At 72.3% G+C, this 18,554-nt stretch carries 29 protein-coding genes; 24 read left to right on the forward strand and 5 right to left on the reverse strand.

From position 1 onward, the window contains the following. Nucleotides 1–133: 133 nt before the first annotated feature. Nucleotides 134–1,342, reverse strand: coding sequence for an ROK family transcriptional regulator (locus ACWCPN_RS09855; protein WP_451203928.1), 1,209 nt, complete (start codon nt 1,340–1,342; stop codon nt 134–136). 121 nt (nt 1,343–1,463) lie between these two features. Between ACWCPN_RS09855 and ACWCPN_RS09860 the strand changes: the two genes are divergently transcribed. Beyond that, entirely contained in the window at nt 1,464–2,678 is a 1,215-nt protein-coding gene (locus tag ACWCPN_RS09860; protein WP_451203930.1) for an MFS transporter, read from the forward strand. Here the strand turns inward: ACWCPN_RS09860 and ACWCPN_RS09865 are convergent. The 4 genes from ACWCPN_RS09865 to ACWCPN_RS09880 form a co-directional block, all read right to left on the reverse strand. After that, nucleotides 2,638–3,096: an acyl-CoA thioesterase gene (locus ACWCPN_RS09865; protein ID WP_199209767.1), complete on the reverse strand. Its 459-nt coding sequence runs from the start codon at nt 3,094–3,096 to the stop codon at nt 2,638–2,640. The two genes, ACWCPN_RS09860 and ACWCPN_RS09865, sit on opposite strands and share 41 nt — an antisense overlap. A gap of 274 nt (nt 3,097–3,370) precedes the next feature. After that, nucleotides 3,371–4,981, reverse strand: coding sequence for a recombinase family protein (locus tag ACWCPN_RS09870; protein WP_451203933.1), 1,611 nt, complete (start codon nt 4,979–4,981; stop codon nt 3,371–3,373). A 14-nt stretch (nt 4,982–4,995) separates the two neighbouring features. Next, a complete protein-coding gene (locus tag ACWCPN_RS09875; RefSeq protein WP_451203935.1) occupies nt 4,996–5,310 on the reverse strand; it encodes a hypothetical protein in 315 nt (104 codons plus the stop codon). Between the two features lie 58 nt (nt 5,311–5,368). Beyond that, nucleotides 5,369–5,869 carry a hypothetical protein gene (locus ACWCPN_RS09880; RefSeq protein WP_451203937.1) on the reverse strand — a complete coding sequence of 167 codons (501 nt, stop codon included), beginning with the start codon at nt 5,867–5,869 and terminating at the stop codon, nt 5,369–5,371. A 236-nt stretch (nt 5,870–6,105) separates the two neighbouring features. Here ACWCPN_RS09880 and ACWCPN_RS09885 point away from each other — a divergent pair, with 236 nt between their 5' ends. The 23 genes from ACWCPN_RS09885 (at nt 6,106) to ACWCPN_RS09995 (ending at nt 18,490) form a co-directional block, all read left to right on the forward strand. Next, a complete protein-coding gene (locus ACWCPN_RS09885) occupies nt 6,106–6,381 on the forward strand; it encodes a hypothetical protein (RefSeq protein ID WP_451203939.1) in 276 nt (91 codons plus the stop codon). Continuing rightward, on the forward strand, nt 6,378–6,596 hold the full coding sequence (locus ACWCPN_RS09890) for a hypothetical protein (RefSeq protein WP_451203941.1): 219 nt from the start codon (nt 6,378–6,380) through the stop codon (nt 6,594–6,596). The genes ACWCPN_RS09885 and ACWCPN_RS09890 overlap by 4 nt, the downstream gene beginning before the upstream one ends. A 96-nt stretch (nt 6,597–6,692) precedes the next feature. Continuing rightward, on the forward strand, nt 6,693–7,061 hold the full coding sequence (locus tag ACWCPN_RS09895; protein ID WP_451203942.1) for a hypothetical protein: 369 nt from the start codon (nt 6,693–6,695) through the stop codon (nt 7,059–7,061). Next, on the forward strand, nt 7,058–7,564 hold the full coding sequence (locus tag ACWCPN_RS09900; RefSeq protein WP_451203944.1) for a hypothetical protein: 507 nt from the start codon (nt 7,058–7,060) through the stop codon (nt 7,562–7,564). Before ACWCPN_RS09895 ends, ACWCPN_RS09900 begins: the two co-directional genes overlap by 4 nt. Then, nucleotides 7,561–7,707 (forward strand): hypothetical protein, encoded by a 147-nt coding sequence (locus ACWCPN_RS09905; RefSeq protein ID WP_451203946.1) that lies wholly within the window; start codon nt 7,561–7,563, stop codon nt 7,705–7,707. Before ACWCPN_RS09900 ends, ACWCPN_RS09905 begins: the two co-directional genes overlap by 4 nt. After that, the gene (locus ACWCPN_RS09910; RefSeq protein WP_451203948.1) at nt 7,704–8,072 is read left to right on the forward strand and encodes a hypothetical protein; all 369 of its coding nucleotides are present in this window, start codon (nt 7,704–7,706) and stop codon (nt 8,070–8,072) included. The genes ACWCPN_RS09905 and ACWCPN_RS09910 overlap by 4 nt, the downstream gene beginning before the upstream one ends. Beyond that, nucleotides 8,069–8,344 (forward strand): hypothetical protein, encoded by a 276-nt coding sequence (locus tag ACWCPN_RS09915; protein ID WP_451203950.1) that lies wholly within the window; start codon nt 8,069–8,071, stop codon nt 8,342–8,344. The genes ACWCPN_RS09910 and ACWCPN_RS09915 overlap by 4 nt, the downstream gene beginning before the upstream one ends. Beyond that, nucleotides 8,341–9,012 carry a hypothetical protein gene (locus tag ACWCPN_RS09920; RefSeq protein ID WP_451203952.1) on the forward strand — a complete coding sequence of 224 codons (672 nt, stop codon included), beginning with the start codon at nt 8,341–8,343 and terminating at the stop codon, nt 9,010–9,012. Before ACWCPN_RS09915 ends, ACWCPN_RS09920 begins: the two co-directional genes overlap by 4 nt. Further along, nucleotides 9,009–9,638: a hypothetical protein gene (locus tag ACWCPN_RS09925; protein WP_451203954.1), complete on the forward strand. Its 630-nt coding sequence runs from the start codon at nt 9,009–9,011 to the stop codon at nt 9,636–9,638. The genes ACWCPN_RS09920 and ACWCPN_RS09925 overlap by 4 nt, the downstream gene beginning before the upstream one ends. Beyond that, nucleotides 9,635–10,462 carry a hypothetical protein gene (locus ACWCPN_RS09930; protein WP_451203956.1) on the forward strand — a complete coding sequence of 276 codons (828 nt, stop codon included), beginning with the start codon at nt 9,635–9,637 and terminating at the stop codon, nt 10,460–10,462. Before ACWCPN_RS09925 ends, ACWCPN_RS09930 begins: the two co-directional genes overlap by 4 nt. 18 nt (nt 10,463–10,480) lie before the next feature. After that, the gene (locus ACWCPN_RS09935) at nt 10,481–11,560 is read left to right on the forward strand and encodes a recombination directionality factor (RefSeq protein ID WP_451203958.1); all 1,080 of its coding nucleotides are present in this window, start codon (nt 10,481–10,483) and stop codon (nt 11,558–11,560) included. Then, the gene (locus ACWCPN_RS09940; protein WP_451203960.1) at nt 11,557–12,378 is read left to right on the forward strand and encodes an exonuclease domain-containing protein; all 822 of its coding nucleotides are present in this window, start codon (nt 11,557–11,559) and stop codon (nt 12,376–12,378) included. Before ACWCPN_RS09935 ends, ACWCPN_RS09940 begins: the two co-directional genes overlap by 4 nt. Continuing rightward, nucleotides 12,375–12,848, forward strand: coding sequence for a phiSA1p31-related protein (locus tag ACWCPN_RS09945; protein ID WP_451203962.1), 474 nt, complete (start codon nt 12,375–12,377; stop codon nt 12,846–12,848). Before ACWCPN_RS09940 ends, ACWCPN_RS09945 begins: the two co-directional genes overlap by 4 nt. Further along, nucleotides 12,845–13,474, forward strand: a complete 630-nt coding sequence (locus tag ACWCPN_RS09950) for a hypothetical protein (RefSeq protein WP_451203964.1) — start codon at nt 12,845–12,847, stop codon at nt 13,472–13,474. Before ACWCPN_RS09945 ends, ACWCPN_RS09950 begins: the two co-directional genes overlap by 4 nt. Beyond that, complete coding sequence (locus ACWCPN_RS09955; protein WP_451203966.1) at nt 13,471–14,766, forward strand: DNA cytosine methyltransferase; 1,296 nt, start codon at nt 13,471–13,473, stop codon at nt 14,764–14,766. The genes ACWCPN_RS09950 and ACWCPN_RS09955 overlap by 4 nt, the downstream gene beginning before the upstream one ends. Continuing rightward, nucleotides 14,763–15,038 (forward strand): hypothetical protein, encoded by a 276-nt coding sequence (locus ACWCPN_RS09960; RefSeq protein ID WP_451203968.1) that lies wholly within the window; start codon nt 14,763–14,765, stop codon nt 15,036–15,038. Before ACWCPN_RS09955 ends, ACWCPN_RS09960 begins: the two co-directional genes overlap by 4 nt. A 2-nt stretch (nt 15,039–15,040) precedes the next feature. Next, a complete protein-coding gene (locus tag ACWCPN_RS09965) occupies nt 15,041–15,481 on the forward strand; it encodes a hypothetical protein (RefSeq protein ID WP_451203970.1) in 441 nt (146 codons plus the stop codon). Continuing rightward, nucleotides 15,481–15,831: a hypothetical protein gene (locus ACWCPN_RS09970; protein ID WP_451203972.1), complete on the forward strand. Its 351-nt coding sequence runs from the start codon at nt 15,481–15,483 to the stop codon at nt 15,829–15,831. The genes ACWCPN_RS09965 and ACWCPN_RS09970 overlap by 1 nt, the downstream gene beginning before the upstream one ends. Before the next feature lie 123 nt (nt 15,832–15,954). Next, nucleotides 15,955–16,620, forward strand: a complete 666-nt coding sequence (locus ACWCPN_RS09975; protein WP_451203974.1) for a hypothetical protein — start codon at nt 15,955–15,957, stop codon at nt 16,618–16,620. Beyond that, a complete protein-coding gene (locus tag ACWCPN_RS09980; RefSeq protein ID WP_451203976.1) occupies nt 16,617–17,270 on the forward strand; it encodes a zinc finger domain-containing protein in 654 nt (217 codons plus the stop codon). The genes ACWCPN_RS09975 and ACWCPN_RS09980 overlap by 4 nt, the downstream gene beginning before the upstream one ends. 238 nt (nt 17,271–17,508) lie before the next feature. Next, a complete protein-coding gene (locus ACWCPN_RS09985) occupies nt 17,509–18,081 on the forward strand; it encodes a hypothetical protein (RefSeq protein ID WP_451203978.1) in 573 nt (190 codons plus the stop codon). Then, nucleotides 18,078–18,287 (forward strand): hypothetical protein, encoded by a 210-nt coding sequence (locus ACWCPN_RS09990; RefSeq protein WP_451203980.1) that lies wholly within the window; start codon nt 18,078–18,080, stop codon nt 18,285–18,287. The genes ACWCPN_RS09985 and ACWCPN_RS09990 overlap by 4 nt, the downstream gene beginning before the upstream one ends. 38 nt (nt 18,288–18,325) lie before the next feature. Then, a complete protein-coding gene (locus ACWCPN_RS09995) occupies nt 18,326–18,490 on the forward strand; it encodes a hypothetical protein (RefSeq protein ID WP_451203982.1) in 165 nt (54 codons plus the stop codon). Nucleotides 18,491–18,554 lie beyond the last annotated feature (64 nt).

The following is an 18,554-nucleotide window of genomic DNA, read 5'->3' on the forward strand; positions in this document are numbered from 1 at the left end:
CCGGGGGGAGTGCGGCCGGATGTCCTCGTACGGGGGCGCGCTCGGGGTCTCGGCCGGTGGTGCCGCCGACGGGGGGTCTCCCTGGGGCTGCGTGCCGGGCGTCGCGGGGCCGGCGTGACCTCGCCGGCGCGGTCTAGCGGACGGCGGGGGCGAAGAGTTCGTCCTGGGCCCGGTCCCGGGCCGTCAGCAGGGCGCCGCGCAGGACCGCGGTGCCGCCGAGCCGGCCCGCCCGGACCTCGGTGACCAGCGGGGACATCCGGCGGAGCCGCTCGGCGACGCGCTCGGCGAGCACCGCTCCCCCGGCCTGCCCGATCTCCCCGCCGAGGACCACGCAGCCCGGGTCGAGGATGGAGACGACGGAGGCGGCCCCGATGGCGACCCGGTCGGCGAGGGCGTCGAGGAAGCGCCCGGCGGCCTCGGCCCTCCCGCCGGACGGCTCCGTCACCCGCGCCGCGGCCTCACGCACCACCACCGCCACGCCCGGGCCGTCCGCCCGCTCGACCCCCGGCAGTCCGTGTTCCTCGGCCAGCCGGGCGATCGCGGCCGCTCCGGCCAGGGAGTGGAAGCCGCCGTCGCAGTCCGTCGCCGACGGCAGGGTCGCCGTGCCCGGGACCGGCAGGAAGCCGATCTCGCCCGTGCCGCCGGAGGCCCCGCGGCGCAGGGCGCCGTCCAGGACCACCGCGGCGCCGACCCCGTGCCCCAGCCAGAGCAGGACGAAGGTGTCCCGGTCGCGGGCGGCGCCCTCGCGCTGCTCGGCCAGGGCGGCCAGGTTGGTCTCGTTCTCCACGGTCACCCGGGCCTCGGGCAGCCGTTCCTGGAGGCCCGCGGCGAGCCTGCGATGCCAGGCCGGCAGTCCGCCGGAGTCGCGGAGGTCGCCGGTGGCGGGGTCGACCAGGCCCGGCGCGCCGATCCCGACGGTGTGCAGCCGCCGGCCCCCGGCCCGCTCGACCGTCCGCTCCACAGCCGCCACCGCCTGCTCCACGGCGGGCCCGGTCCCGGTGTTCCCGCCGATGGGCACCGAACCCTCCGCCAGCACACGCCCCACCAGATCGGAGACCAGCACGAGGACGCCCTCGGTGCGGACGTCGAGCGCGGCCAGGTGGGCGCGGTCCGCGACGATGCCGTACAGGCGGGCGTTCGGGCCGCGGCGCTGCTCGCCGGACTCCCCCACCACCGTGATCAGACCGGAGGCGCTGAGCCGCTCGACGAGGTCGGCGACCGTGGGCCGGGACAGTCCGGTGAGCTGCTTCAACTGCCCTGCCGTCAGCGGACCTTCCCGCTGCAGCAGACGCAGGGCGAGCTGGTCGTTGATGGCCCGGGCGGTGCTCGGTGATGCGGGCATGACGGGCATCCTCCCAGACGTGCGCGGCCGACTTCTCCACTATCTATCAGGCAGGGTCCCTGATAGTTTACGGCGGTGCAGCGACGGCGCTGCGGGGAACACCCCGGGGAGGGACTGGACCATGGGTGACGTGAGCCATGCGCGTGACGAGGTGAGGCGCGCCCGGTGCGCCGTGGCGGCCGTGTTCGCCGTGCACGGCGCCGTGACCGGTTCCTTCGCCACCCGGGTGCCCTGGGTGCAGGAGCACGCCTCGCTGAGCGCGGGGCAGCTCGGCTTCGCCCTGGCGTTCACGGCGTTCGGCGCCTCGTGCGCGATGCCGCTCGCGGGCCGGATCAGCCACACGTTCGGCAGCCGTACGGCGCTGCGCGGGCTGCTCGCGCTGTGGACCCTCTCGCTGATGCTGCCGTCCCTCGCGCCGAACATGTACACGCTGTGCCTGGCGATGTTCGTCTACGGCGCGAGCGCGGGCATGGCCGACGTCGCGATGAACGCCCTGGGCGTCGAGGTGGAACGGCTGCTCGGCAAGTCGATCATGTCGGGTCTGCACGGCATGTGGAGCGCGGGCGCGCTGATCGGCTCGGCGGCCGGCACCCTCGCCGCGCACCTGGGCGCGGACGCGCGCGTGCACTTCGCGCTGGCGTCGGCCGTCCTCACCGTGCTCGGCCTGGTGGTCTGCTCGGGCGTGCTGGACGTGCAGCCCGCCGAGGACGAGGAGCCGCCCCCGCGGTTCGCGCTGCCGCCCCGCTCGGCGCTGCTGATCGGCGCGGTCGGGTTCTGCGCGGTGTTCGCGGAGGGGGCGAGCCTGGACTGGTCGGCGGTGTTCCTCCGGGACCGGCTGGACAGCTCGGCCGGGGTCGCGGCCGCCTGCACGACCGGGTTCATGCTGACCATGGCGGTGGCCCGGATCGCCGGGGACGCGGTCGTGAACCGCTTCGGGGCGGTCCGCACCGTGCGGGCCGGCGGCGTGCTGGCCGGGCTCGGCGGCGTGCTGATCGTGCTCGCCGGGCATCCGGCACTGGCGATGGCCGGGTTCGCGCTGATGGGGCTGGGCATCGCGGTCGTCGTACCGCTGTGCTTCGCGGCGGCCGGGCACGCGGGCCCCAACCCCAGTCAGGCCATCGCGGGCGTGGCGACCATCACGTACACCTCGGGGCTGGTCGCGCCCAGCCTGATCGGCGGTGTGGCGCAGGCGACCAGCCTGATGGTCTCGTTCTGCGTGGTGACCGTGCTGGCCTGCGGTCTCGCGGTGTTCGCGGGCGTGCTGCGCACCGCCGAGCGCGGCGGCCGCGCCGAGGTCAGTCCGCGGGTCGCAGAAGTTCCCGGCCCACGGCCCTGAAGGCGTCGCTCCACGGCGCCGGGCGCAGCGTGGCCGCGTCCAGCCGGACCAGCACCCGGGTGCCGCGCGCGTAGGTCTGCGCGCCGTCGGCCGAGCAGAAGCGGAAGCCGTAGGTGAGGCCGGTGGTGCCGAGCCGTTCCAGCCAGAGGTGGACGGCGTAGGTGCCCGGGCGGGTCACCGGTGCCTCGTAGCCGATGCTCAGTTCGCGGACGGCGTTGCAGGCGTCGCCTGCGGCGTGCCAGTCGCCGTCGAAGCGGACGCCGTGCTCGTTCCACAGCTCGGTCCAGGCGCGCTCGACCATCAGCGGGTAGCGGGCGTTGTGCAGCAGTCCGAGCGCGTCCAGGTCGTCGAAGTGGACGGTGACGGGGATCAGCCGGCCGTGGGCGACGGCGGGTGCGATCGGGGCTTCGGCGGTCACGGTGGTGCTCCTGGGCGGGTGAGACGGGGCCGCGCGGACGGCGTGGACGGACGGCTCCATACTAAGCGACCGCTCAGGAGGGTCGGCCGGTCACCGCAGGTCAGCCCCGTGAACGCGGTCCACCGGCGAGGGCGGGTGCGCGTGAAGCGACCAGGTACCCCTGACAATGGTCCGGAACAGTCTTCACGTACAGAGAAAGCGAAACCCCACCATGGACCTCGGCGTGCGCTGGAAGCTGCACGGCTAGTACTCGATAACACACCACGACGACGGTTCACCCGCCGGCGCGCACCGACCATCGCGGCACGTCGGCGGCGTCCGGCGACCACACCGGCACGATCCGGAACTCGCCGGCCGGGCGCAGCTCGATCCGGGCGACCAGGGTGCCGAGCAGCACCCGCTTAGACGTGACGCTGATCGTGTCCCATTCCTCGACGAGCCCGGCGATCGTCTCGCGGAACGGCATCGGCGACGTCGGCCGGGCGTCTTCCTGCCCGAGTTCGTCGAGCTGCTGCTGCGCGGTGTCCCTCGCCGTCTGATGCTTGACCCGAACGCTCAGGTACGTATCGCGGTCGACGTCCCCGAGGCTGTACGCCTCGAACGCGCGCTCAATCGCGCCCGCGGCCCGCTCGACTTCCTTCTGCAGGCGCGCCCTGGTCAGGTCGCGGTCGGGCTCGCGCTGCTGCACCGGCTCGACGACGTGCCCGGCGGCGATCGCGTCGATCTCCGCGCGGACGTCGAGCAGCCACTCGTGCACCCGACCTTCAAGGACGCTGCGCGTGTGCCACACCGACTCGTGCCGGACGGCTGCGCGCGCCCGGGCGAGGCACCGGTAGCCCTTGGCCGGTCGCCCGGCGCTGCCGCTCACGTGCGCCTTACTGCCGCACAGCCCGCACCAGATCAGCCCGGACAGCGGATAGGTCGGCGACAGCGACCGGCGCGGCGTGCTGCGCCTCGTCTCGCGCACGTCGCGGTACGCGTCCCACAAGTCCTCGATGATCGATTCATGTTCGGCGGCAAGGTGCGTGTAATGGTCGGGCCGCTTACAGCGGGGCGGGTCACCGCACACCGCCTCGGGATTGTGGACGTGCAGCAGCCCGGCCGCGAATCCCGCGTCGAGATATCCGCGCACGGTCTGATCGGACCACACCGACCCGCGGGAATTGCGGACGCCTAGATCATTCCAGCGGGCGGCGATCGGACGGAACCCTACCGTCCCTTTCGCGTAGTCGGTATAGGCGTCGTGCAGCAACTCCGCTTGCTCGGGCAGCACCTCGTAACGCTCTTCCTGCAGAGTCCACCCGCCTTGACTGTCGGGCAGCCGGCGAGGGAACCACGTGTACCCGAAGCGGCGGCCGCCGGACGACGGCAGCCCGAGGCGGCGCCGCAGCTCGTGTGTCTCCTTCCACTGCTCGCCGGCCCGGTCCGACTCGAACGCGGCGACCTCCAGAAGCATGCCGCGTGTGAACCGGCCGACGGCCGTGCGGGCGTCAACTTCCTCTGTGGCACTGATGAGTTCGCCGCCGACGCCCTCGATCCTGGCTAGGTTGATCGCGACGCCGTGCCTGTTGCGTCCGAAACGGCTGAACTTCCATGCCCACAGTTCACGCTCGGGGCGGTGCGGGTCCTCGACGATCTCGATGCCGCGCATCACCTTGCGCTTGAAGTTCCTACCCGTGGCGTCCTCGTCGACGATCCACTCGGCGACGTATCGGCCGCGCCGGGCGGCGGCGTCCTCGACGACACCCTTCTGAATGTCGACGCTGATCATTTCCTCGCGCCATGTGGAAACGCGGGCGTACCCGATTACCGGGATAAGCTCGGATGCCTTGACGACAGACCGTGGGGCGGGAATGACGAGTTTCCCGCCGGGCCGGTTACCCATGGTGCCCCCTATTGCTATGCGCTGCCGTCCCGGCGCATTTCAGAGGGCCGGCGACCGGCGGGGAATTCGTGGATTTCCGCGCCGCCGTTCGCCGGCGGTTTCTGGTCTACGCTCAGGAGGGCGGCTTTCCATCCCATTTCAGCGAATGACTGTCGCTCGCTCATGCTGATGCGGCCGACAGTGGTCGCGTGCTCGACGAGCCGCGCCGTGTTGATGCGGATGCGGGCGTCGAGCATGCCGGCGAGGCCGATCAGTAGGACGACGAATCCGGTACGGAAAGATGTTGTGCACTCTGTGATGATCCCGTGAGCAGCGGACGCGGTCCCCACGACCGCACCCGCTGCACACACGACCAGCGTCGCCGTTCCTCGACCCCGCATGCGTTCCTTACCCCTCCGCTGCGGCACCCCCTGTTGTGCCGCTGCTGTCGCCGCCGCCCTTGCGTAGGCGTCGAACCATGGTCGTGAACCAGTCGCGGTCATCGACTGGCACATCTGCGAGTGCTGTGATCTCTTCCGGCGTTAGTTGCCTTCCGGACATTACCTCAGCGTGACTGGATTCTGACCCTGCATGACCAAAGTCGGTAGGTGCCGCTTTACCCGTTCTCACGAGGAACGACTCAATAGGGATATTCAGGTGCCGCGAGAGCACAAGCTGTGTCTCGTACCCCGGAACGCCGCCGTCGAACATGCGAGAAATGGTGGCCAGGCCGAGCCCGGTCTCTTTCACGAGGCGCGCCTGCGCACCGCCTCGTTTCGAGGTGACGTCGTAGCCGCGCTCGGCTAGCTCGCCCTTGAGCCATGTCAGCCATCCCGGCTCGTCTGGTCGGCCGGCGCCGCCGCCGTGGCCGATCCCCTCAATGTCGTTGTGATCGTCTCGTCTCCGCATGCGCGCAGGCTACCGCTGATGGAAGGACGTTTCGTCGTCGTTCCACTGATGGAAGTACGGCGCAAGCCATCGTCGGGGCAACCTTCGGCCCGTCTCAGCAGTCTACGCACGATCATCGAACACGCGTGCGACTTCCGCAATGACTTCCGATCGCTCGACTCCTTCCTTCCACCGATGGAAGAACCGTGCTACCTTCCTTCCACCGATCGAAGTTCCATCGACGGAAGGAACCCACGGTGTCCGTGATCAGACTGAGGGTCGTTGAGTTCGAGACCCTCGCCGAATCGAGGGGGCACGACACCTTCGAGAAGCAGGCCGCGGCGACCCGCCTCGGGGCCGGCACCATTCACCGGCTGCGCAGCGGCGAGCCGGCGAGCGCGGGCGCTGTCGCCCGTATCTGCAGTGCGTACGGCGTTCAGTTCGAGGCCGTGTTCGTCATCGACGACACCCCCGCACCGGTGCAGCCCAAGCCGCTGCGGACGCGACGGGCCCGTAAGGCGCTCGCCGCATGACCGCCGCCGAGACGCCGTCGCTCACCCGCTCCCGCGCTGTCCGCGCTGCCGCCGACGCCCTCGTCGACGCGGTCGCCGAACGCGCCGCCCGGAGCCCGCGCGAGGCGGCCGAGGCCGCTTTCTACCCCGGTCACCCGCTCGGCTCGGTCGAGGCGATCGAGGCCGAGATCGTGCGGCGTCGCGCCGCCGACAGCGGCGGGCAGCTCGCCGCCTGACAGACCAAGGGCCGCCCCCGCAACGGCCAAGCAGCGGAGACGGCCCGGGGCGTCACGCCCCACTCATCCCACCAGAGACGAAAGCGAGGCGACGCCGTGAACGGCAAGCCTATCCCGATTGCTGCGCTCCCCCTGCGGCTCGCGCATGAGCCGAGCACCACACCCCCGATCATCGCCGCCGAGTCGGTCATCGCGCATCTGAACCTGCCGACCGCCCGGCCGCCGATCGAGCGCGACGACGCCGTGCACGTCGTCGTCCGCGACGGCGACTCGTTCGCCCGTTGGGTGTACGCCCTCGGCGGCGAGGTGCACCACACCGACTACCTCGACGGGGCGGTGCTGTACTGCCTGTCGACCCGCACCCCCCGCCGCACCGACGGCTCATCGGTCGAGTTGCGGGTGCATGTCGCGCTGCTCGCCGACGAGTTCGACACGCCCGATTCCCGCGAGGCGGGTGCGGCATGACGAACCCTGTCACCGACCGCGCCGCCCGGATCATCGCGGCCGAGATCGTGCACGGCACCTCGACCGACCCCGCCCTCGCGGCCGCGCAGCAGCTCGCCGACCTCGGGCTGCTGACCCCGGCCGCCGAGGTGCTGACGTACGCCGCCCGTAAGCGGGCGGAGCGCAGCCCGGCCGCCGCCGCGAAGTGGGCCGAGTGCCGCCGTGCGAAGGATGCCGCGTACACGGCGAGCGTCGAGACGGCCGGGATGCCCGGCGAGCCCGAGGTGACCGCCGCCGGCGGCGAGGTGCAGTTCGTCGTGCACCCGCACTGCCTCGCCGACTGGCGGCAGTGGCTGCACACCCTCGGTGCGGGTGACGCCCGGGGCGACTCGACGGGCTCGACCATGGTCGTCCGGTTCGAGTACGGCGGTGTGCGCGCCCGCCTCGTCGGGGTCGGCGTGCCCGCCATGTACGGCGAGATGCACGCGGCCCGCGACGGCCGCCGGACGGCGGTGCGGCCGTGACCGACGCGACGATCGGCACGCTGCTCGTGCTCACGTTCGTGCGGCTGTACTCGCCGCCGAAAACGCTCGTCAACACGCTGTGCGCGGTGCTGCTGCTCGCCGCCGCCGCGCTCGTGATCTTCACTTCCGGGGGTTCCCGATGACCAACCGTGTGCCCGTCGACGGGCCGTTCCGTATCACTGTCGAGCCGATCCCGACCGGGGTAACCCTCGACGTCGAGCCGTTCGTGCAGCACGTCGTCGAGGACGTCGTGCGGACGCTGCTCACGAGCGAGCGTCACGCCGACCGGCTCGCCGAGCTGTACGACGCGCAGCCGCGCGACCCGCACGCGATCGAGCGGGCGGGCGACCTGCGGGGCGAGCAGCTCGTCGCCGACCTGGTCGCGCTCGTGTCGACGAAGCTGCCGGTTTACGGGTGGCAGGCGCTCACGCTCGCTCACCGGATCGAGCAGCTCGCCCGACCGGCTGTCGGTCTGCGACTGGCCACCGAGGGCGGTGCGACCGCATGACCTCGCTCCCCAACACGCGGCGCGCCGCCGCCGAGTTGCTGCGGCAGACGACCGGCAGCGACATGCCCGAGTGGCGGGCCGCGTACGACGGCGACGACGTGTCCGCCGAGCCGAACGCGATCGCCCCGGTGTGCACCGACCCCGACCACGAGTCGACCGATGGCGGCGTGTACTCGTGCTGCCCCGAGCCGGTCATCACGGCCGACCCGCCGATGGTGGCCTACCTGGTCGCGCTGCTCAACGCCGACCGCAGGGCGGGTGAGTCGGCGTGAAGCGCACGATCCGCGACGAGTGGCGGGTGATGGCCACCATCAAGGCGTGGCGTCCGACCGACATCGGGCTCACCGGGCTCGACGACGTCGCCGAGTTCATCGCGCCGGCCGGGCCGATCACGGTCGCTGTGCTGCCGCGCCGGCTCGGGAACCTCGGGTTCGTTTCGATGAGCGACACGCTCGCGAGTCGGGACGTCGAGGGCGACTACCGGCGGCGCTGCGAGGAACTCGCCGCGCGGCTGCGCGAGCTGCCGCAGGTTGAGTCGGACACGGTCACGGTCACGTGCACCGAGACGCACACGTGCTCGCACTGCGGGTGCGGGTGGGAGGTGCTCACCGAGGCCGAGGCGACCGACGACGGGTGCGTGCAGGACGAGCACAGCGTCGCCGGCGAGCCCGTGTGCTGTGACCGGGCGATCGCCGAGTTCCGTACCGAGCGGGGTATCACGGTGCACGCCGGGGGTGTCGTCGGTTACCGGCTGCCTGACCGGTCCGGCATGTCCGGCGAGCTGCGGTGTCGTGAGCACGGATACCCCTGGTTCGCCGAGCCGCTCACGTCCGACGATCTGCCCGACGGCGGTGTCTGCACGCACAAGCGCCCCGGGTTCGGGACCGTCGTCGAGTGCGGTCGCGACCTGCTGATCGTCGAGGCGGGTGAGCGCGCATGAGCGCCCGCACCACGATCGCGCACGCGCTGCGCGTGTACTACGCCGACAGCCCGAACCTGCAGCGGCTCGTCGATGGGCTGCTCGGCAAGCTGCGCAACGAGCATCGCGTCGAGGTTCTCGGTACCGACCTGAACCCGTCGCGACTCGTCGTCGACGCGCGGTCGTACCGGCAGCTCGCCGACGACGTGCTCGCCACGATGACCGACCCGGATCGGTGGGACCTCGACGCCGACGAGGGCTCGATCTGCTCGCAGTACGTGCAGCACCTCGCGGCGCAGCTCACCCTCGCGAGCGAGTTCCGGGTGCCGCTGCCCGACGGGCTCGGCGGGTACGGCGAGATCGTCGTACAGCGCGAGTCGACCGGCTCGGATCGGTGGGCTGTCACCGACGGCGCCGTGACCGGGCTGCGGGCGTGGCTGTACCCGGCCGGCTGGCAGTACGTGTCCGACGTCGGCCGCGACGTGGCGTTCGTGCATGACCTCGACGACGCCCTCGAACTCGCCGAGGCGGTCGCGAAGATCGAGCGTGACGCGTTCGACGCCCGGATCCGTGCGCACCGTGAGAAGAGCAGCCGCGCCGCGGCCGATGCCACTCACGAGCCGGCGCAGGCGGGCGGCGACCAGTGACCGACCCGAAATGGGCTGTCGCCACCGAGCGGGGCCGGTACTACACCGACCCCGCCGGGGGGCCCGATCTGATCAGCGTCACGAACGCGCTCGGCTCGATCCATAAACCGGCGCTCGTGCCGTGGGCGGCCGGCATGACCGCCGACGCCGTGATAGCCGACCCGATCACGACCGCCCGCCGTGCCCGCACCGAGCCGACCGCGCTGCGCCGCGAACTCGTCGCCGTGCACCGGCAGTACACCGAGCGGGCACAGAACCTCGGCAGCCGCGTACACAACCGGGCGCAAGCCATGGTGCTCGGCGTGCCGTACCCGGACGACCCCGAGGTCGAGCCGTACGCGCGGCAGCTCGCCGCGTGGTTCCGGCTGTGGCGCATCGACCTCGCCCGCGACGTCGAGGCGGTCGAGACGACCGTGATGCACCGCGCCCGTGGCTATGCCGGCACCGGCGATCTGTGGGTGTGGCTGCCGACCGGCCGGTTCCGGCGGCGGCAGTTGTGGCTCGTCGACCACAAGACGAGCGCGAAGAAGCCCGCCGACACGGTGTACGCCGAGCAGCCGCTGCAGCTCGCCGGGCTGCGGCACGCGCCCGAGTGGCTGCTGCCCGACGACACGAGCGAGCCCGCGCCGCGGGTGCACCGCACGGCGCTGCTCAACCTGCGGCCGCGCGCGCACCGGTTCATCGAGGTGCCGTCCGGCCCGGCGGAGTTCCGCGCGTTCATCAGCGCCATGCGCACCGCCCGCTATCTGCACTCCGCGCCCGGCAAGTACCCGGCGGTCGTACCGCCGTGGGCGCCGGGTGCCACCGAACGAAAGGCAGCGTGACCCATGGGATCGCGCATCATGACCATGAAGCGGCAGGCGGCCGAACTCGGTCGTATCCGCACCGGCACGAGCCGACCGCACCAGGATCCGAACCGTAAGCGGGTCCCCGTCAAGTCGCAGACGTTCATTCTCAGCAGCCACTCGCGCGAGTACGTCGCCGCTGCGGCCGAGCTGTACGGCGGCCGAGTCGAGCAGTGGACGCCACAGGGGCAGAACGTCGCGCAGTGGCGAGTGATCACCGAAGCGCGTGAGCTGCGAGCGATCCTGCCCGCCGGCGACCCGCTCGACCAGTCTTACGAGATGTGGTCGGGTGGCGGCTGCTCGCGGCGCTGCGACGGCGAGTTCGAGCGGATCAAGCGCGAGCCGTGCGTGTGCCTCGCCCGGTTCGGCGAGGACTGGCACGAGCGCCCGGCCGACCAGGTGTGCCGGCCGACGTCACGCGTCAACGTGATGTTGCCCGACCTGCCCGACCTCGGCGTGTGGCGGCTGGAGACGAAGAGCTATTACGCGGCTGACGCGCTCGCGGGCGGGCTCGACACGGTGCTGCAGGCGACCGGCGGCAAGGGCATGATGCCGGTGCGTATGTGGATCGAGCAGCGCACGGCGGTCCGCGACGGCACGACGAAGCGGTACCAGGTCGTCATGGTCGTGCCGTCCCTGCCGAAGCTGCGGCACGCGCTCACCGGGCCGATCTCGACGGCGGCCGCTCTCGACCCGGCGAGTCTTGACCGGCCGGCTATCGAGGCGGCGCCCGCCGAGGCGGTCGACTACCGGCAGTTGGCGCGCGAGTGCCGCGACGCCCACGACGTGATCAAGGTGTGGCAGCGGGCGCGGGCCGAGGGGCACGCCGACGACGTCGAGCTGCGCGACGATCTGCAGGCGATCGCCGCGGACATCAGTAAGGGGATCGACCCGCGCACGGGCGAGGTCGGCGACCAGGGCTACGACGCCGGCGACGAGCCGGGTCCGGACGCCGACGGCGTGTACGACGTCGAGGTCGTGCCCGACGACGAGCCGACCGGCACCGAACCGCCCGTCGCCGACCCGGCGTCGGCGTGGCCGGCGGTCGCGCAGCCCGGGACGGGGGCGCGCTCATGACGTGGCACCTCGGGCGCCTCGCAGCGTTCGACCTGGAGACGACCGGCGTCGACGTCGAGACCGACCGGATCGTGACCGCCGCGGTCGACGCGCGGGGCGGCGGCAGGCCGGTCGAGTCCGGTGAGTGGCTCGCCGACCCCGGGATCGCGATTCCGGCCGAGGCGACCGCCGTACACAAGATCACCACCGAGTACGCCCGCGAGCATGGCGCGCCCGCCGAGCAAGTCGTGCGGGAAGTCGCCGCCGAACTCGCCGCGCAGATCGTCATGGGCGACGCCGCGATCGTCGGGCACAACGTGCCGTTCGACCTCACGATGCTCGACCGCGAGTGCCGCCGGTACAAGCTGCCGACGCTGCTCGACCGGATCGGCGACCGCCCGCTGCACGTGATCGACACGCGAGTGATCGACACGCACGCGATCCCGTACCGCCGGCGCCCGAGCGAGGACCAGGGCGCGCGGCAGCTCGTCACCCTCGCGCAGGTGTACGGGCTCGACTGGAACGACGACGAGGCGCACGGCTGCTCGTACGACGCGGTCGCCGCCGCCCGGATCGCGCACCGGATCGGGCAGCTCGCGCACACCTCGCGTCGCTGCTGGCCCGAGCACATCCGGCGTGAGCGCCGCGTGCGGTTCGAGGCGCTGCGCGACGTGACTGTCGCCGAGCTGCACGAGCGGCAGATCGCATGGGCCGCCGAGCAAGCGGCCGGGCTGCAAGCGCACTTCCGGAAGACCGACCCCGACGCCGTCGTCGACGGCGCATGGCCGATGCGCCCGTGGGTCGAGCCGGCTACCGACACCGAGGGGGCACCCGCATGACGACCGATCCGTTCGCGCACGTACGGCTCGTCGACTTCACCGAGACGCCGCTCGTGCTGCTGATCGACCGTGACGGTAACGCAACGCTGTTCGGCGAGGAATCGTTCTGCGCGATCCGTACGGCTGCGGTGCTGCAGGTGATCGCCCGTGATCTGCTCGCCGCGCACCCGCTCGGCCGCTGCCGGCCGGTCGCCGAGCCGACCGTGTGGGAGCGGCCCGCCGAGCCGCTCATCCCGCAGGCGGGCACCCTCGACCGCGAGCGCCGGGTGTGGACCGACGGCACCGGGCACGCGTGGGATCTCGCGGCCGTGTGGGGCGACGTCGACGACCGCGAGTGGCGGTGGCACGGCAGCCTCGACGGGCAGGGGGCGCCGCTCATGCGGAGCGCCGACGGCCGCGAGGTCGAGCCGCTCGACGTGGTGCGGGCGCTGTACGGGCCGATCGCCCCGGTTGCTGGGGGTGCGGCATGACGACGGCTATCCCTGGTCTGATCCTGCCCGGTGAGCTGTCCCTCGCCGAGCGGCCCGCCGCGCCGGCCGGGTTCCGCGTGATGGGGCTCGACCTGTCGATCACCTCGACGGGCGTCTGCCGCTGCGACGGCTCGACGTTCCGGATCAAGACGAGGCAGCGGGACGGCAAGCGCCGGGCGAATCAGATCCGCGACCGGCTGATCGTCGAGGTCGCCGAGCAGCGCCCGGATCTCGCTGTGATCGAGGACCTGCCGATGATCACGGGCCGGATGACGATCGCGAACCTGAAGACGATCGCCGGGCTGCACGGGGTCGTGCAGTCGGTCCTCGTCGACGCCGAGGTGCCGTGGGCGTATGTCGCGCCGACGTCGCTCAAGTCGTTCGCCTGCGACAACGGCAAGGCGGAGAAGGCCGACATGGCGGCGGCCGCGTACATCGCTGACGGCGCCGAGTTCGCCGACGACAAGGGCGGCGACCAGGCCGACGCGTGGTGGCTGCGCGCGGCCGGGCACGACTGGGCGGGCGCGCCGCTGTTCAGTCTGCCGCAGGCGCAGCGCGACTACCTGAGCAAGGCGGATTGGCCGCCGGCGTTCGTGCAGCGCGGCGTGATGGGGGCGGCCGCATGACGCTCCGGATCGGATCACTGTTCAGCGGGTACGGCGGGCTCGACATGGGCGTGCAGGCGGTGCTCGGCGGCGAGATCGCGTGGCACTGCCAGTACGACCCGGAAGACAAGTTCCAGTACGCCGCGCGGATCCTCGCGCACCACTGGCCCGAGGTGCGGAACCTCGGCGACATAACCCTCGTCGATTGGCTGTTGCTGCTAGCGGCGTCGGGCCGGGTCGACGTGCTCACCGGCGGGTTCCCCTGCACCGATCTGTCGGTCGCCGGCCAGCGTGCCGGGCTGCTCGTTCACACGCGCTCGGGACTGTGGCGTCACATGGCCCGCGCGATCGCCGTCCTACGCCCCCGATTGGTGGTCATCGAAAATGTCCGCGGGATCCTGTCGACGCAAGCCCGTAGCCCTGTGGAATCCTGCACGAGCTGTGTGGACCACGCCGGCGGTAAGCCTGTTCTGCGAGCACTCGGTGCCGTACTTGGCGACCTGGCCGCCCTCGGGTTCGATGCGGAGTGGGCAGGCGTACGCGCGTCGGAGGTCGGCGCTCCCCATGAGCGGTTCCGCGAGTTCATCCTCGCGTGGCCTGCCGACGCCGACGGCGAGGGATTGGAAAGGGCAAGGCTACAAAGGTCAGCTTCCGTCCGCGCTGCGGCTCTTGCCGACGCCGCGCGTGTCGGACCGGAAGGGCGCCTGTCAGCACGGCGAGGGCGGTCCCAACCTGAACATGGCGGTCTCGCTTCTGCCGACGCCGACGGCGACGCAGTACGGCAGCAATCAGTCGCCGAGTCCCGGCGCGGCGGTGCGCCCCTCGTTGGAAGGGGTGACGCGCAAGCTGCTGCCGACGCCGCGAGCGTCGGACGGCGAGAAGGGCGGCCCGAATCAGCGGGGCAGCTCGGGCGATCTGACGCTGCCGAGCGTGGCGGCCGGGCTCACGAGCTCGACGTCGCAGCCGACGACCTCGTCGTCGACTGGGGCGAGTACGGGCCGGCGGTCGAGCGGTGGGAAACGATCCTCGGCCGGCGTCATCCCTGGCCAACTAACGATCGAGGTCAACTAGCGGCCGAGTTCGACGAATGGATGATGGGGCTCCCCGAGGGGCACCTCTGCTCGGTGCCGCCGGCACCCGGTATGACGGCGGCGAACCTGCGGAACGCTCGGATCAAGGCGGCCGGTAACGGCGTCGTGCCGCTGCAGGCGGCGGCCGCCGTGCGGCTGCTGCTCGACCGGGTCGCGCCCGAGGTGCCGCTCGTGCGGCAGCTCATTGAGGATGCCCACCAGGACACGGCGCGGGCGGCATGAGCGGGCTCGGGCCGACGATCGGCGGCACGCGGCCCGGGCACGGGCTGCGGGTGCGGGTCACGGACCCGTGGTCGGGCGGGCTCGTCGCGGGTGACTACTCGTGCCCGTGCGGGCTCGCCGAGGACGTGACCGGCACCTACGGGGTAGAGGCGCTCGTCGTCCGGTACGGCCGGCACCGCCGCGACGAGTGCCCGATACCCGAGATCCGCGAGGCAGGCGCACGCGAGTACGCGGCGCTGCAGCACTCACTCAGCAAACGACGGAGGAAGTAACGATGCCCAAACTCCCGAAGGATGCCCCGGTCGAGGTCAAGCTCGACGGCGCCGCCGCGATGCTGGAGGCGTCGCTCACCGAGGACCAGCGGCGCGGACTGTTCGAGCACCCCGGCATGTGCGTGATCGTGATCGCCGAACTGAAGTCGGTCACGTACACGGGGCACGCCGCCGACGAGGACAAGTCGCCGCAAGTCAAGCTGCGCATGACGCTCGTCGAGGCGGCACGCGACGACGAGCAGACCCGCGCGGTCGCCGAGGTCATGCGCGCGATGTACCGGCGTCGCCTCATGGATGACACCCTCGACGAGGTCGGGCCCGGCGGCACGGTCGTCGAGGACGCGGTCGCCGCGGCGCTCGCCTCGCACCCGACCGAGCCCGAGTTCGAGGCACACGAGGAACGCAGGCGCAGCCGGCGCGGCACGCGGGTCGAGCAGTACTGATGGCCTACCGCCCGGCGGGCAGTGGCGGCGCACGGCGTGTGCGCTGCCGCTGCGGCCGGACCGTGCTGCGGCAGCTCGTCGGGCAGCGTGCCGCCCTGGACGTCACCGCCGACGCCGACGAGTTGACGGCGGCGGCCGCCGCGGCGCTGCGCGAACCGAACCGGCTCGACTGGTGCGTGCGGCAGCGCGGCGCCGGGCCCGACCTGCGATGGGTCGACCGCCGTAACCACCCGGCCGACTGCCCGCACCCGCACGTGATCGGCCACCTGTGCAGCGCCCCGCCGGCCGTGATCCGGCCGCGCACTACACGTAAGACCTCGGTTCCCGAGGGACAGCTCACCCTCGGATAGGGAGCAACTCCAATGTCATGGTTCGCCGTAGATGACAACGCATGGTCACACCCGAAGCTCGTCGCCGCCGGTAACGCGGCGCTCGGGTTGTGGCTACGCTGCGGCGCCTACGCGGCGCAGCACTTGACCGACGGGATCGTGCCCGGGGTCGTCGTCAAGATGTGCAAGGGCAGCCCGGCGCAGGTGCGCCGGCTGGTCGAGGCGGGACTGTGGCACGAGCACGGGCACACGTGTCGGCACCCGAAGTGCGCGCAGCCTGCGCCCGGCGACTACTACATGCACGACTATCTCGACCCGTACAACCCGTCGCGCCGCGAGGTGCAGGCGCGGCGGGACCGTGACGCGGAGAAGAAACGCAAGTACAGGGCGGGCCGGGCCGGCGAGCAACTGCCGCTCGACGCCGAGCCGGACGCCGGCGACGCGCCGCCGCCCGCGCCGCGGCCGCGCCGCCCCGAGCCCGCCGCGCAGCCGATCCCCGAGGACTGGCAGCCGACCGCCGCCGACGTCGAGGCGGCGCAGCTCGCCCGCGCCGACGCCGGGCTGCCGCAGCTCACCCCGCCGCAGCTCGCCACGCTCACTCGCCGGTTCGTGCGGCGCATGCGCGACGACCAGGTGCAGGCGGCCGGGTTCGGCGGCCGCTGGCAGTCATGGGCCGAGCGTGAGCGCCCCGAGCCGGCGGCCGGACCGGGCGGCAACGTCGTGCCGTTCGACGGCGCTACTCGATCGCAGCAGCAGCGCGCCGGGCTCGCGGCGCTGCTGCAGGAGATGAACGGAGGACACAGCGCATGAACCCTGCGGAGACGCTAGAGCTGCTGTCGCAGATCGCGCTCGTCGACGATCGCGTCGTCAAGGTCGACCACATCGAGCAGCGGGCGCAGGTCACGATGTGGGCGGTCGTGCTGCGCGATGTGCCGCTCGCGTTCGCGGGCGAGGCTGTCGGCCGGCACTACGCCGAGCAGCCGTGGCCGATCAAGCCATCCGATATCGCGACCAGGTGGCGGGCCGACGTCCGCGACCGGGTCGGCCGGTCGCTGGGCACGTTCGAGCCGGGTGATCACCCGCATGTCGACCCGGACGACGACACCGGCGACGCGTACGTCGCGGCGCTGCGGGCGCAGCAGCGGGCGATCGCCGGCGGCGCCGCCGAGCCGATCGGGTTGCGCGAGCTGCTGCCCGCGGTGGGCGAGCGGCTCGGCGGCGGCCGGGTCGCCGAGCTCGTGCCCGCTAACGACGAGTTCCGCGAGGCAAAGGCGAGCCGGTACCCGCGCCGCGAGCGTCCGGCCGGGCCGCCCGAGCGGGCCGTGCACTGCCCGGTGTGCGGCGCCTCAGCGGGCTCGCCGTGCAAGACGACGCACCGCGGCCGGGTGATGCGCGAGACGCACCCGTCGCGCCGTGACGTGTACAAGGCGCAGCTCGCCACCGAGGGCGGTGTGTCGTGACCGCCCGCCGGCCGCTCGCCGAGGACGTACCCGACGGCACGTTCGGCGGTCCCCGCACCCGGCCGCGAGACACCGGCCCGGCGCCCTGGACGACAGCCGAGCAAGCCAAGCACCGGGCCGAACTCGCCGCCGCCCTCGCCGACTGGCGCGACATGAGCGAGCCCGCCGTGCGTGACCGCGAACGCCACTGGCCACGCCCCGCCCGATCGACCCGCACAACGACTGAACGGAACGCAGCATGAGCGACCAGGACATGACCGCCGTCGAGGCACTACTGCAGTTCGCCCGCGCGCACGTCGACGACGCCGCAGCGCAGGCACTCGTCGACGAGGCAGCCCGCGAACTGTCCGGCCGTACCGTCGTCCGGCCCGGGCAGCAGCTCACGTCACGCCGGTTCGTGCTGCGACGGCACGCCGACATATCCGGGATCAGCGGGCTCGGTGACGTCGCCGACGGCGTGCTGTGGCCGGACGGTACCGCCGAGGTGCGGTGGCGGGGCGAGCACCCGAGCGTCGTGCACTGGGATCGCGGCCGGCTGTCGGTCGAGACGATCCACGGGCACGGCGGTGCGACCGAGATCGTGTGGCTCGACGACGAGCAGCCCGAGACACCGGTGCCGGCGGGCGGCGGCGAGGTGCCGCTGAAGATGCGCCGCATGCTCGATCACGCGCTGCGCCGGCCCGTGCCGTGCCCGCAGTGCTCGCGCGTGACGCCGTGCCCGTGCGGTGTCGAGCGTGCCGAGGGCCGGATCGACGCGGTGATCGCCGCGCTCGCCCCGTGGCTCAACACGAGCGCGAGCGAGGCGGCATGAGCACCGAGTTCGATCACGACGACCTCGCCGACCTCGACGGCGACGACGTCGAGCAGCTCGCCGTGCTGTCCGACGAGGACCTCGCGGCCGCCCTCGACGAGCTGTACGACCGGAACCCGCTCGCGTTCTACGCGACGCCCGTCACTCGCCGCTGCAAGCCGTACGCGTACGGCCGCGCCGTGGTCGACGTGCTGCGGTCGCTGTAACCCGCCCGACTGTCCACACCCTGGGGAGGAACTACGCCATGACTGGCCCGAGTAGCAACCCGCGCGGCGAGCACACGCCGCGCCCCGGCGTCACCTGGTCGAGCACTGTCGAGCAGCTCGTCGACGACGACGCCCCCGACCCCGCCCCGCCGAACCGTGCCACCCGCCGCGCCCTCGCGCGAGCCCGACGCAACCGGAAGTAGACGACAGCGGGGCGCCCCGTGCCGGCCAGCAACCCGGGCGCCCCGCCACCCCTTCGCGGTGTGA

It is taken from the genome of Streptomyces sp. NPDC002386 (assembly GCF_053593175.1).